Below are 13213 nucleotides of genomic sequence, written 5' to 3'. Positions count from 1 at the left end.
GGCGATGACGGTTCGGCGTAAGCTTTTGGTGGGTGCGATCGCGTTGAGCGGGATGCTGGCCGCCGTCCCCGCGTTTGCCGATGTGAAGGCCGGCGTCGATGCCTGGGCGAAGGGCGATTATCCGCGTGCGATCACCGAGTGGCGCCCGCTGGCGGTGGCAGGCGATGCGGATGCGCAGTTCAACCTGGCGCAGGCGTACAAGCTTGGTCGCGGCGTACCGCTGGATCCGGTGCTGGCCGAGAGTTGGTTCCGGAAGGCGGCGATGCAAGGGCATGTGCAGGCCGCCGACAATTACGGGCTCGCGCTGTTCCAGGCCGGCAAGAAGACGGATGCGCTGCCGTGGCTGCAGAAATCGGTCGCGCATGGTGAGCCGCGGGCGCAACTCGTGCTCGGGACGATGCTGTTCAACGGCGACGGCATACCGCGCGATTTCCCGCGGGCCTATGCGCTGATGACGCGGGCCTCGGCGTCGGGATTGCAGTCGGCCTCGCAGACGCTCGCGCAGATGGACCAGTATATCTCGCCAGCCGACCGCGAGAAGGGCACCGCGCTGGCGCAGCAATATGCGTTGCAATCCCCGCCGCCGGGGCCTTCGCGTGCTACGGTCGGGCAGACGCCGATGGCGCCGTCGCGTATCGCCAGCGCGCCGCGTCCGTCGAAGCTGCCGCCGAGTTCGCTTCCTGCGCGCATTCCCGGGCCGACCCGCGAACCGGCCCCTACGCGGGAACCGACGCCGACGCGCGAGCCGGCACCGGTCAGGCAGGCGCAGGTGAAGCCGCCCAAGCCTGCGCCGACGAAACCTGCTCCGGCAAAAGCTATAGCGGCCAAGCCCGCGCCCGTGCGTGCGACGGGCAATTGGCGCGTCCAGCTTGGCGCGTTCCGCGACCAGGGCAATGCCGAGACGCAGTGGAACAAGGTTCGCGGCAAGCTACGTGGTGCTCAGCCCTTCTACGCGAAGGCCGGCAGCGTGACGCGGCTCCAGGCGGGTGGCTTTGCGTCGAAGGCGGATGCGACGCGGGCTTGCTCGGCGTCTGGCGTGGCGTGTGTGATCGTTGCGCCCTGAGCGGATGAGCCCGGCGGCTACGATACTCATGACGAGGATGTGCGCATGTTCTTCCTGACCTTGGCGTTGTTGTCGGCGCCATCGACTTGCACCGAGGTCAAGCAACAGTGTCGCGCGTGTCCTACCGCGGGTAGCGTCAAAGGGTGTTCTACGGTCGGGATTGCGTGCCAGCCGACACGTCGCATCTGCGAACCTGCCGTCCCTTCGAAGACCGTGGCGCGAGCGGACTTTCGGGTTGAGAAGAGGGCGCGCTGAGCGATCGTGCCTTTGCCCGGCGGGCGAGCGATCGGATGCGGCAGGGATCAAATAGCCGGACCGGTCGTTTCGTTTCGACATCGACCGGGAGCTAGATGCATGATTTTGAAGACCTTGGCGCTGGCACTTGCCGGCGCAACGCTGTTGGCCGCGTGTTCTGGCGAGCAGCCTGCGACTAACAATACCGACGCGATGGTGGACAACGGCGTGTCGTTGCGCAATCTGGCCGAGACCGAAGTGGCGGTGCCCAAGCCCGAGCAACTGACGGTGAAGGGGCGGCTGATCCCTACCCCTTCCGATCCGACGTCACGCCATTTCCTGTTGCGTGAGCGTAAGGCGGCAAGCGGCACGATCATCGCGATCCTGCGGCAGGAGCATGATGGCAAGGTCGCCTATGCGCGTACCGAGACGGATTGCGGCAAGCGGCTGTTCCATGTGCTGGGCGTGGGTCCGAACCGAGCGCTCGTCGAGACCAACGTGGCGCATGATGGACCATTGCGGCCGATCAAGGGGCTGCCGTTGCGTGAGGAACTGGCGACGTATGTTTGCGCGGCAAGCGGTACGCCGTTGGCGAAGGGCTGATTCTCACTTCTGCGCCCCTCCTTGGAAGAGAGGGGTGAAGTTCAGTGATTATACCTTTCGCGCAGGCAGCCGTCATTCCCGCGCAGGCGGGAACCCATACTGGCAAACCTCGCGGCGAAATCGCCCACGTCGGAGGATATGGGTCCCCGCCTCCGCGGGGATGACGATAATTATACGTCGGATGAGCATAATCACCGTGAAGTTCTAGGCCGTGACCCAGTCGCGCTTTGCGATACCTTGGGCGTAGAGTAGCGCGGTCAGGTCGCCGTGATCGATCCGGGCGGCTGCGGCCGCTGCGACGATCGGCTTGGCGTGGTAGGCCACGCCCAGCCCCGCTGCCTCGATCATCGCAAGATCGTTCGCACCGTCGCCGACTGCGAGTGACTCTTCGACCACGATCCCCCGCTCGGCGATCGCGGCCCGTAGCGTCGTGAGTTTTGTGTTCGATCCGACGATCGGCTTGGTGACCGTGCCCGTCAGGACACCGGCCTCGATCCCCAGCACGTTGGCGATCGCGCGGTCGAAGCCGATCTGCTTGGCGACCGGCTCCGCGAACCGCGTGAAGCCGCCCGACACCAGCACCGCCAGCGCGCCCCGCGACCGCATCGTCCGTACAAGAGCTTTCGCGCCCGGCATGATCGTGACGCGTTCGGCTAGGCAGCGTTCGATGTCGCTTTCCGCCAGCCCCCTGAGCAGCGCCACGCGGGCGTCGAGTGCGGATTCGAAGTTCAGTTCGCCGCGCATGGCGCGTTCGGTGATGTCGGCGATCTGCGGCTTGATCCCGGCGTAGTCGGCGAGTTCGTCGATGCATTCCACGGTGATCATCGTCGAGTCCATGTCGGCTACGAGCAGCGTCTTGGTTCGCGTCAGGCTCGATTGTACGACGACGTCGGTCGCGGGGAATGCCCCCTCGAGCGCGACCCGCGCCGCGTCCGGCGCCATCCCGAAGATCAGGTCGGCCGCCTCGCCCTCATCGATCCAGCCGCTAGCGCCCGGTGCGCAGCCTGCGTCGCGCAAGCGGTCCATCGCGGTCGAAATATCGCCTGCGGTCAGCGTGCCCGAGGCTATAAGCGTTGCCGTGAACATTAAACATCTCCCGAAGGTCGCGCTCATCGCAGGGCCGACCGCGAGCGGCAAGTCCGCGCTCGCACTGGCCATCGCCGCGCGCCACGACGGTGTGATCATCAACGCCGACTCCGCGCAGGTCTATGCCGACCTCCGCATCCTGACCGCGCGGCCCTCAGCAGAGGAAGAGGCCAGCGCCCCGCACCGGCTCTTCGGCCATGTCGATGCAGCCGATGCGAGCTACTCGGCCGCGCGCTGGGCTGCCGACGCGACGCTGGCGATCCGCGATACGCTTGCCGAGGGGAAGCTGCCGATCCTGGTTGGCGGGACCGGGCTCTATATCCGCACCTTGCTCGACGGTATCGCGCCTGTTCCCGAGATCGACCCGGCCCTTCGCGAGCAAATCCGTGCCCTCCCCGTCGCCGAAGCGCACGCCGCGCTCGCGCAACTCGACCAGCAGGCTGCCCAGAAACTGAACGCAGCCGACACAACCCGCGTCGCCCGAGCGCTCGAAGTCGTTCGCGGTACCGGCCGGACGCTCGCCGAGTGGCAGACCGAGAAGGTCGGCGGGATCGGCGACACGATCGACGTCCGCGCGCTGATCCTGATCCCCGACCGCGACTGGCTCAACGCGCGCATCGACCAGCGCTTCGCCGAAATGGCGGACACCAGCCGCGAGGAAATCACCGCGCTACTCGCCCGCACCGACATTCCGCAGGACGCTCCGATCCGCCGCGCGATCGGCGTGCCCGAGATCGCCGCGTTCGTCCGCGGCGAGACCTCGAAACGCGACGCCATCGCAGCCGGATCGCTCGCCACGCGGCGCTATGCCAAGCGCCAATATACGTGGCTCCGGCACCAGCCGCCCGCCATCTGGACCCGCACCGAAGCCCTCGATCTTTCAACGCGCTTGCGGCAATTTGAAACTATATTGCTCAAATGATGTTTGACACGCATCTTTTATATCGGTAGCCGGCCCCTCCACGAGACGCTAAAGGCAGCGTTCTCGCAAAGGATGATATGAAATGACCGAGAAGAGTGGAGCCGATATCCTGATCGAGGCGCTGTGCGATCTCGGCGTGGAGGTCGTCTTCGGCTATCCGGGTGGTGCCGTGCTGCCGATCTATGACGCGTTGTTTCGCTCGGGTCGGATCAAGCACATCCTCGTGCGCCACGAACAGGCTGCGACGCATGCGGCCGAGGGTTACGCGCGCTCGACCGGCAAGCCCGGCGTGGTGCTCGTCACCTCCGGCCCCGGCGCGACCAATGCGGTCACCGGGATCACCGATGCGCTGATGGATTCGATCCCGATGGTCGTGATCACCGGCCAGGTGCCGACCGCGCTGATCGGCACCGACGCGTTCCAGGAGGCCGATACCGTCGGCATCACGCGCCATTGCTCGAAGCACAACTACCTCGTGAAGGATCCCGCCAAGCTTGGCGACGTGATCCACGAGGCGTTCCACATCGCCACCTCGGGGCGTCCGGGGCCGGTGGTCGTGGACATTCCAAAGGACGTGCAGGTCGCGACCGCGCGCTACAAGAAGCCGGGGCCGATCCAGCACAAGACCTATCGCCCGCAGGTGAAGGCCGACCAGTCGCAGATCGAGCAGCTCGTCGACATGCTCGCCGCGGCCGAACGTCCGATCCTGTACACCGGCGGCGGCATCATCAACTCGGGGCCCGCCGCGAGCCAGTTGCTGTGCGAACTCGTCCGCATCACCGGCGCACCGGTGACGTCGACGCTGATGGGCCTTGGCGCCTATCCCGCGTCCGGCCCGCTATGGCTCGGCATGCTCGGGATGCACGGCACGTACGAGGCCAACATGGCGATGAACCAGGCCGACCTCGTCGTCGCGCTCGGCTCGCGCTTCGACGACCGCGTGACCGGGCGGCTCGATGCGTTCAGCCCGAACTCGCGGAAAGTGCACATCGACATCGATCGCTCGTCGGTGAACAAGACCGTGCGCGTCGATCTCGGGATCATCGCGGACGTCGGTCATGCGCTCGAGGACATGGTGCGGATCTGGAAAAGTCGCCAGCATCCCAAGCCCGACACGACCGATTGGCAGCGGCGGATCGCCGGCTGGCGTGCGGTGAAGTGCCTCGATTTCCCCGAGAACGACCCGACCGAGATCATGCCGCAACGCGCGATCCGGGCGCTGTTCGACGCGACGCACGCGCGCTCGCCGATCATCACGACCGAGGTCGGCCAGCACCAGATGTGGGCGGCGCAGCATTTCGGGTTCGAGAAGCCGAACAAGTGGCTGACCAGCGGTGGTCTCGGCACGATGGGGTACGGCCTGCCCGCCGCGATCGGCGCGCAGCTCGGCAACCCGAACGCGCTGGTGATCGACATCGCCGGCGAGGCGTCGATCCAGATGAACATCCAGGAGCTGGCGACCGCCACGCAATACCGGTTGCCGGTGAAGATCTTCATCCTCAACAACCAGTATATGGGCATGGTCCGCCAGTGGCAGGAGCTCACCTATGAGAGCCGCTATGCCGAGAGCTATTCGGATTCGCTGCCCGATTTCGTCAAGCTCGGCGAGGCTTACGGCTGGAAGGGCATCCTGATCGAGACGCGCGACCAGCTTGATAGCGGGATCGCCGAGATGCTGGCCTATGACGGCCCGGTGATCGTCGACTGCCGCGTGTCGCAGCTGACCAACTGCTTCCCGATGATCCCGTCGGGGGCGGCGCATACCGACATGATCCTGCAGGCGAACGAAGTGTCCGGCACGATGGACGACGAAGCGAAGGCGCTGGTGTGATGACGGCCCAGATCGCAACAGAATCCCCCTCCCGCTTGCGGGAGGGGTTAGGGGAGGGCCTGATGACCACGTCGTCGGCAGCCCTCGCCTCCCCTCCCCCGACCCCTCCCGCAAGCGGAAGGGGAGAGTAAGAAACCATGCACATTTCCCAGGAAAAGGCCGAGCGGCACACGCTCGCCGTCATCGTCGACAACGAACCGGGCATCCTCGCCCGGATCGCCGGCCTGTTCACCGCCCGCGGCTATAATATCGAGAGCCTGACGGTGTCGGAGATCACCGCCGACAAGTCGGTCAGCCGGATCACCATCGTCACCAGCGCGTCGCCGGCGACGATGGAGCAGATCATCGCCCAGCTCGACCGGCTGGTGCCGGTGCACAAGGTCACCGACCTCACGGCACAGGGCGCGCATGTCGAACGCGAGCTGGCGCTGGTGAAGGTCCGCGGCACCGGCGACCACCGGATCGAGGCATTGCGCCTCGCCGACGTCTACCGGGCGCGCGTCGTCGATGCGACGACGTCGAGCTTCGTGTTCGAGGTCACCGGCGGCATCGACAAGATCGACAAGTTCGTCGAACTTATGGGTGAAGTCGGTCTGATCGAAGTAGCCCGAACCGGCATCGTCGCGATCGCTCGCGGCAAAGAGCCGGCTTAACTTTTCCACTACAAAGTTTTGTTCTCTCGCGAAGGCGGGAGCCCAGCCTGGACCTCCGCCTTCGCGGAGGGACACACCTTATCGAAAGGACCATTTCAATGCGTGTGTATTACGATCGCGACGCCGACCTGAACCTCATCACCGACAAGAAGATCGCGATCGTCGGCTATGGTTCGCAGGGCCATGCGCACGCGCAGAATCTCCGCGATTCAGGCGTCAAGGACGTCGCGATCGCGCTGCGCGAAGGCTCGGCCACCGCCAAGAAGGCGATCGAGGCGGGCTTCGCGGTCAAGTCGAACAAGGAAGCTGCCGCCTGGGCGGACATCGTCATGATCCTCGCGCCCGACGAGCATCAGGCGGCGATCTACGCTGCCGACCTGCACGACAACCTCAAGCAGGGCGCGACGATTGCTTTTGCCCACGGTCTCAACGTGCATTTCGGCCTGATCGAGCCGCGCGCCGATCTCGACGTCATCATGATCGCGCCCAAGGGCCCCGGTCATACCGTGCGCAGCGAATATGTCCGCGGCGGCGGCGTCCCCTGCCTGATCGCGATCGACCAGGACAAGTCGGGCAACGCGCATGACATCGCGCTCGCCTATGCCAGCGGCGTCGGCGGCGGTCGCTCGGGGATCATCGAGACCAACTTCCGCGAGGAATGCGAGACCGACCTGTTCGGCGAGCAGGCCGTGCTGTGCGGCGGGATCACGCATTTGATCCAGGCCGGGTTCGAGACGCTGGTCGAAGCGGGCTACGCCCCCGAGATGGCGTATTTCGAGTGCCTGCACGAGACCAAGCTGATCGTCGACCTGCTGTACGAGGGCGGCATCGCCAACATGCGCTATTCGATCTCGAACACCGCCGAATATGGCGACATCACGACGGGTCCACGGATCATCACGGCGGAGACCAAGGCGGAGATGAAGCGCGTGCTGGCGGACATTCAGTCGGGGCGGTTCGTGAAGAACTTCATTCTCGACAACCGTGCGGGGCAGCCTGAGCTGAAGGCGGCGCGGAAGCAGGCGCTGGCGCATCCGATCGAGAAGATTGGGTCGGAGTTGCGTGGGATGATGCCGTGGATCGGGAAGAATGCGCTGGTGGATCGCGAGCGCAACTGAGCGAAGCGAACGTGCGTGAGCGCGGCCGGCACGACGGAGCCTGCCCATAGGGCACGGCTTCGCCGGGTCCGACGGGCTGGCGTTCCCGCGCGTGCCACCACCCCGGCGAAGGCCGGGGCCCAGTTGGTAGACGCTGCTAACGGAAGACGGCGTTCCGTTACTCCGGCCTTTCCAACTGGGCCCCGGCCCTCGCCGGGGTGGTGGCGTTTTGGGAGAAGCGTCAATCGCTGCCTATCCTGTTCCCCCGCGAACGCGGGGGGCCAGGATCTCGGGCGGTGCTCGTGGTTTTAGCTGGGCCCCCGCGTCCGCAGGGGAACGAGAGCTTGCGGTGCACTCTACCGGGAACGGCGCCCCCCCACCGACCCAATTCCGAAACACAGCGTTGGCATAACGTTGTTTGACGCGCCCCCTCCCGTCGGCCAGCATCGCGCGTTCAACAGGAGATATCCATGCGCCTAGTCCTAGCCACGATCCTCGCCCTTACCGCCGCGCCCGTGCTGGCCCAAACCGCAGGCGTCCCCGGCGCCCCCGTCAAGGCACGCGTTGCCGCCGGCACCTACGCGGTCGACCCCAACCACACGCAGGTGACGTGGGCGGTCAACCACATGGGCTTCTCGATGCTCGAAGGGCAGCTCGGCGCGTCGGGGGGCAGCATCACGATCGATCCCGCCAAGCCGAACGCGACCAAGGTCGAGGTGAACTTCGCAATCGACCAGCTCTCGGTCACCGCAGCGCCGTTCGCCGGCCATCTGAAGTCGAAGGACTTCTTCGACACCGCGACCTATCCGACCGCCAAGTTCGTCTCGACCAAGGTCGTCGCGACCGGCGACAAGGCGACGATCACCGGCGACCTCACGCTCAAGGGCGTCACCAAGCCGGTCGTGCTCCAGGCGACCTTCATCGGTGCCGGTGCGAACCCGATGAACAAGAAGCTCAACTTCGGCTTCCGCGCGACGACTTCGATCAAGCGTAGCGACTTCAACATCGGCGCCTACGCCCCGGTGGTGTCGGACAAGGTCGACCTGACGATCAACGCCGCCTTCGCCGCGCAATAATATACCAATTTCCCTATCGCGCTGGACATGGGACGTGTCCGCGCGATAGGACGCCATCAATGACGCACGGCCGCCTCCTGCTGCTTCGACTTACGCGCCCTTAGGCGCGCCGATCGTTTGCGCGGTGGCCATGCCTCGCGCCTCGCGCCTAAGGGCTGACCCGAACGCTCCCGACGACACGAGAGACACGAGCCATGCTGCGCGACCCATCGACCAAATACCGTCCCTTCCCGCAAGTCGACCTGCCCGACCGCCAATGGCCGTCGAAGACCATCGTCAAGCCACCCCGCTGGCTCTCCACCGATCTGCGCGACGGCAACCAAGCGCTGATCGACCCGATGGATGCCGAGAAGAAGACGCGCTTCTTCGACCTGCTCTGCAAGGTTGGCTTGAAGGAGATCGAGGTCGGTTTCCCGAGCGCAGGCGCGACCGAGTTCGACTTTATCTCGGGACTGGTGAAAACCGGCCGCATCCCCGACGACGTGTCGATCCAGGTACTGACCCAGTCGCGCCGCGACCTGATCGAGACGAGCTTTGCCAGCCTGGTCGGCGCGAAGACCGCGATCGTCCATCTCTACAACGCGGTGTCGCCGGCGTGGCGCAAGATCGTGTTCGGGATGGACCGCGCGCAGGTGAAGCAGATCGCTGTGGACGGCGCCCAGGTGCTCCGCGACGAAGCCGCCAAGCAGCCGAACGTCCGCTGGCAGTTCGAATACAGCCCCGAGACCTTCTCGACCGCCGAGCTCGATTTCTCACTGGAGGTCTGCGAAGCGGTGATGGAGGTGCTGATGCCGACGCCCGAGAACCCGATCATCTTCAACCTGCCCGCGACCGTCGAGTGCGCGACGCCGAACATCTATGCCGACCAGATCGAGTGGTTCGGCCGCAACATCCGCAACCGCGATGCGGTGGCGATCTCGCTGCACACGCATAACGACCGCGGCACCGGCGTCGCGGCGGCGGAGCTCGGCATGATGGCGGGCGCGGACCGCGTCGAGGGCTGCCTGCTCGGCAATGGCGAGCGCACCGGCAATTGCGATCTCGTGACCGTCGCGCTCAACATGTACACGCAGGGCGTCGACCCGAAGCTCGACCTTTCGGACATCGACGGCGTCGTGAACACGGTCAATTACTGCACCAACATCCCCGTCCACCCGCGCACGCCCTATGCTGGCGACCTGGTCTTCACCGCCTTCTCGGGGTCGCATCAGGACGCGATCAAGAAGGGCTTCGCGGCGCAGGAAGCGAAGAACGACACGTTGTGGGAGGTCCCGTATCTGCCGATCGACCCAGCCGATCTCGGTCGCAGCTACGAGGCGGTGATCCGCGTCAACTCGCAGTCGGGCAAGGGCGGCGTCGCCTGGGTGATCGAGCAGGACAAGGGTCTGAAGCTGCCCAAGCGGTTGCAGGCGGACTTCAGCCGTCACGTGCAGGCCTATGCCGACGAGACCAGCCGCGAGCTGAACGCCGCGGATATCTGGAGCCTGTTCGAGCGGACGTACATGCCGCAGGCGGACGACCGGGTCGAACTGCGCGATTACGAGGAAAGCGGTGCCTCGGGGCAGCGCGTGTTCATAGGTCGCGTGGCGATCGATGGCGAGGAACGGTCGATCTCGGGGCGAGGCAACGGGCTGATCTCCGGCGTGATCGCGGCGATCGCGGAGTCGACCGGGCCGACGCTCGACGTGGTCGACTACAACGAACACGCGATCGGCCACGGTGCGGATGCGCAGGCGGCGGCGTATGTCGAATGCCGGACTGCCGAGGGTCGGACAGTGTTCGGCGTCGGCATGGACACCGACATTGCCACTGCCTCGGTGCGTGCTGTGCTGAGCGCCGCCAATCGCGCCTGACCTTATGAAAGACGGCCACCGGCTGAACCGGTGGCCGTTTCCTCTTACGCCAGTTTCGCCAGCAGCGCCTGCGCCGCCTTTGCCGACGAGGCGGGGTTCTGGCCGGTGATCAGCAAGCCGTCCTCGACCACGTACACGCCCCAGTCGGCGGTCTTGGAATAATTGCCGCCCTTCTGTTGCAGCATGTCCTCCACCAGGAACGGCACGACCTCGCTGAGCCCGACCGCGGCCTCCTCGCTGTTGGTGAAGCCGGTGACGGTCTTGCCCTTTACCAGCGGCGCGCCATCGGCGGCCTTCACGTCGCGCAGCACGCCGGGTGCGTGGCAGACGAGAGCGACGGGCTTGCCTGCGCCGATCGCGGTTTCGATCAACGCGATCGATGCCGGATCGTTGGCGAGATCCCAGAGCGGTCCATGCCCACCGGGATAGAACACCGCGTCATAATCGGCGATCCGCATCTCAGCGAGCTTGCGCGTATCGGCGAGTGCGGCGGTCGCCTCAGCGTCCGCCTCGAACCGGCGTGTCGCGTCGGTCTGTGCGTCGGGCTTGGCACTGCTCGGATCGAGCGGCGGCTGGCCACCGGCGGGCGACGCGAGCGTGATGTCCGCACCCGCATCCTTGAACACGTAATAGGGCGCAGCGAGTTCCTCGAGCCAGAAGCCGGTCTTGCGGCCGGTAGCGCCGAGATCGGCATGCGAGGTGAGGACGACGAGAATTTTCAACTTTGGTCTCCGGATCGGGGTTTATGGGGAGAGAACGACCCGGCACTAGGATCGGCGCCTTACGCTTGTGAAACGAATTGCGCCCGAACGTGGGACGATCGCCCTGGGCAGGGCCGGTCGGCAATCATACGACGCCATGCCCCTCCTTGTTCTCCCGCGAAGGCGGGAGCCCAGTCTGGATCCCCGCCTTCGCGGGGAAACAAGTCTTTCCCAAACGCTGTATTGATCTCCCGCTAGATCCGTCGCTCCCGCACGATGCGGCATCCGATGGCCGCGTCCGGGTAGATGTCGGTCTTCATCGTCTCGATCTCGACCCGCCGCACCCGTTCGTCACCCAGGCACAGCGCAGCAATCGCCTCGCACAGCGTCTCCTGAAGCGCGAACGGGCGCTCCGCTACCATCGCAAGGATCCCTGCGCGGACGAAGTCGTAATCGAGCACTTCCTCGATCGCATCCTCGCCGAGCGGGCCTGGATACACGACCGTCATCTCGACCGAGACGACCACGCGTTGTGGCGCGAGCTCGTGCGGGTGGATGCCGAGGCGCATCATCACCTCGAGCCCGTCCAGGATCGTCGTGAATTCAGCCATTCCGCCCCCCAGGGTTCCGATCGAACATCACGTCACCGTCTCGCGTCAGAAACCGTTGTCCGCAATCGACGAACACATTCTGCCCCGTCACGCCTTTTGCGATCAGCAGCCACGCGACCGCATCCGCCACCGCCTCGGCGCCGACCGGTCGCTCGAGCAAATTGTCGCTTGCCACGGCCGCGAACTCTTCTTCAGTCTGGTCTCCGCTCGGTAAGGTCAGCCCTGGCGACACCGCGTTGACCGAGATGCGCGGGCCGAGCGCCTGTGCCAGCATCATCGTAGCCCCCTCCAGCGCGATCTTGCCGCAACTGTACGAGAAGAAGTCCGGGTTGAGGTTCGCGACCTTCTGGTCGAGCACATTGACCACCGCGCCGTCCGCGACGTCGTCCTGCGATGCTAGCGCGGACGCCAGCAGCACCGGCGCGCCGCAATTGATCGCGCCAAGCTCGGCGAACAGTACCGGATCGACGGCCGGCGGTCGGTCGAATTCGAACTTCGACGCGCAGTTCACCAGCCCGTCGATCGGCCCGCCAATCGCCGAGCGTGCCGCCGCGAACAGGTCACCGATCGTGCCCAGATCGCTCAGGTCACCCGCTATCGAAGCAGCACGCCCTCCCCCGTCGACGATCTCCGCCACCAGCGCGGCCGCCTCGTCGGGGGAATGTCCCTGGTGCACGACCATCGCGTGTCCGTCCGCCGCCAGCCGCCGGACGATCGCCGCACCCAGCCGCTTCGCCCCGCCCGTCACCAGGACGGTTCGCATCAAACGCCGCGCCCCATCAATGCCAGCACTTCCTTGCGGCTGCGCTCGTCGTCGCGGAACACGCCCATCATCCGGCTCGTGACCATCGTCACCCCCGGCGTGCGGACACCGCGCGCGGTCATGCACGCATGGCTCGCCTCGATCACCACCGCGACGCCCTGAGGTTTCAGATTGTCCCAGATGCAGTCGGCCACCTCCGCGGTCAGCCGCTCCTGCACCTGCAACCGCCGCGCGAAGCCGTGCAGCACGCGCGCGAGCTTCGAGATGCCGACGACATGATTGCGCGGCAGGTAGGCGATGTGCGCCTTGCCGATGATCGGCGCCATGTGATGCTCGCAATGCGACTGGAACGGAATGTCCTTGAGCAGGACGATCTCGTCATAGCCGCCGACTTCCTCGAACACGCGTTCGAGATGTTTCGCCGGATCGTCGCCATAGCCCGCGCAATATTCCTTCCACGCACGTGCAACACGGCGCGGTGTATCGAGCAGCCCCTCGCGGGTCGGATCGTCGCCCGCCCAGCGGATCAGCGTACGGATCGCCGACGCTACGTCTTCGGGCACAATCACCTTGCCGTCGGAACCGAGCACATCGTCTTCAACCGGCCGCCTCTCGGACCCGTTCAGTTCATCCCGCATCGCAACACCCTTTGTCAGCATACCCAACCATCGGAACATGGGTCCTCTTTTGCAACTGTTTCATTTCAGCAACGCGCCGTAA

General features: G+C 65.5%; 13 protein-coding genes. 8 read left to right on the top strand and 5 right to left on the bottom strand.

From position 1 onward, the window contains the following. Window positions 1-4 precede the first annotated feature (4 nt). Window positions 5-1063 (top strand): SPOR domain-containing protein, encoded by a 1059-nt coding sequence (locus AC59GX_RS15045; protein ID WP_426284297.1) that lies wholly within the window; start codon window positions 5-7, stop codon window positions 1061-1063. 354 nt (window positions 1064-1417) lie between these two features. Continuing rightward, the gene (locus AC59GX_RS15040) at window positions 1418-1900 is read left to right on the top strand and encodes a hypothetical protein (RefSeq protein ID WP_426284300.1); all 483 of its coding nucleotides are present in this window, start codon (window positions 1418-1420) and stop codon (window positions 1898-1900) included. Window positions 1901-2104: 204 nt separating this feature from the next. Here AC59GX_RS15040 and serB read toward each other — a convergent pair whose 3' ends face one another. Further along, window positions 2105-2986, bottom strand: a complete 882-nt coding sequence (serB, locus tag AC59GX_RS15035) for a phosphoserine phosphatase SerB (protein WP_426284302.1) — start codon at window positions 2984-2986, stop codon at window positions 2105-2107. Here serB and miaA point away from each other — a divergent pair. The 6 genes from miaA (at window position 2979) to leuA (ending at window position 10418) form a co-directional block, all read left to right on the top strand. Further along, entirely contained in the window at window positions 2979-3908 is a 930-nt protein-coding gene (gene miaA, locus AC59GX_RS15030; RefSeq protein WP_497302025.1) for a tRNA (adenosine(37)-N6)-dimethylallyltransferase MiaA, read from the top strand. The two genes, serB and miaA, sit on opposite strands and share 8 nt — an antisense overlap. Window positions 3909-3990: 82 nt before the next feature. Next, window positions 3991-5739 (top strand): acetolactate synthase 3 large subunit, encoded by a 1749-nt coding sequence (locus AC59GX_RS15025; RefSeq protein WP_426284305.1) that lies wholly within the window; start codon window positions 3991-3993, stop codon window positions 5737-5739. Window positions 5740-5876: 137 nt separating this feature from the next. Continuing rightward, window positions 5877-6392: an acetolactate synthase small subunit gene (gene ilvN / locus AC59GX_RS15020; RefSeq protein WP_056048113.1), complete on the top strand. Its 516-nt coding sequence runs from the start codon at window positions 5877-5879 to the stop codon at window positions 6390-6392. Window positions 6393-6490: 98 nt separating this feature from the next. Next, entirely contained in the window at window positions 6491-7510 is a 1020-nt protein-coding gene (ilvC, locus tag AC59GX_RS15015; RefSeq protein ID WP_192977086.1) for a ketol-acid reductoisomerase, read from the top strand. Window positions 7511-7959: 449 nt separating this feature from the next. After that, window positions 7960-8565, top strand: coding sequence for a YceI family protein (locus tag AC59GX_RS15010; RefSeq protein ID WP_426284308.1), 606 nt, complete (start codon window positions 7960-7962; stop codon window positions 8563-8565). A 194-nt stretch (window positions 8566-8759) separates the two neighbouring features. Next, complete coding sequence (gene leuA, locus AC59GX_RS15005; RefSeq protein WP_426284311.1) at window positions 8760-10418, top strand: 2-isopropylmalate synthase; 1659 nt, start codon at window positions 8760-8762, stop codon at window positions 10416-10418. A 44-nt stretch (window positions 10419-10462) separates the two neighbouring features. Here leuA and AC59GX_RS15000 read toward each other — a convergent pair whose 3' ends face one another. The 4 genes from AC59GX_RS15000 to folE all read right to left on the bottom strand — a co-directional run bounded on the left by AC59GX_RS15000 (window position 10463) and on the right by folE (window position 13131). Further along, a complete protein-coding gene (locus AC59GX_RS15000; protein WP_426284312.1) occupies window positions 10463-11140 on the bottom strand; it encodes a type 1 glutamine amidotransferase domain-containing protein in 678 nt (225 codons plus the stop codon). A 233-nt stretch (window positions 11141-11373) separates the two neighbouring features. After that, window positions 11374-11730: a dihydroneopterin aldolase gene (locus tag AC59GX_RS14995; RefSeq protein ID WP_426284314.1), complete on the bottom strand. Its 357-nt coding sequence runs from the start codon at window positions 11728-11730 to the stop codon at window positions 11374-11376. Then, window positions 11723-12493 carry an SDR family NAD(P)-dependent oxidoreductase gene (locus AC59GX_RS14990; RefSeq protein ID WP_497302024.1) on the bottom strand — a complete coding sequence of 257 codons (771 nt, stop codon included), beginning with the start codon at window positions 12491-12493 and terminating at the stop codon, window positions 11723-11725. The genes AC59GX_RS14995 and AC59GX_RS14990 overlap by 8 nt, the downstream gene beginning before the upstream one ends. Next, entirely contained in the window at window positions 12493-13131 is a 639-nt protein-coding gene (folE, locus tag AC59GX_RS14985; RefSeq protein ID WP_426284317.1) for a GTP cyclohydrolase I FolE, read from the bottom strand. Before folE ends, AC59GX_RS14990 begins: the two co-directional genes overlap by 1 nt. Window positions 13132-13213 lie beyond the last annotated feature (82 nt).

It is taken from the genome of Sphingomonas sp. 320_CC (assembly GCF_059691795.1).
The sequence above is the reverse complement of the archived record's forward strand: the minus strand, read 5'-3'. Positions and strand labels throughout refer to the sequence as shown.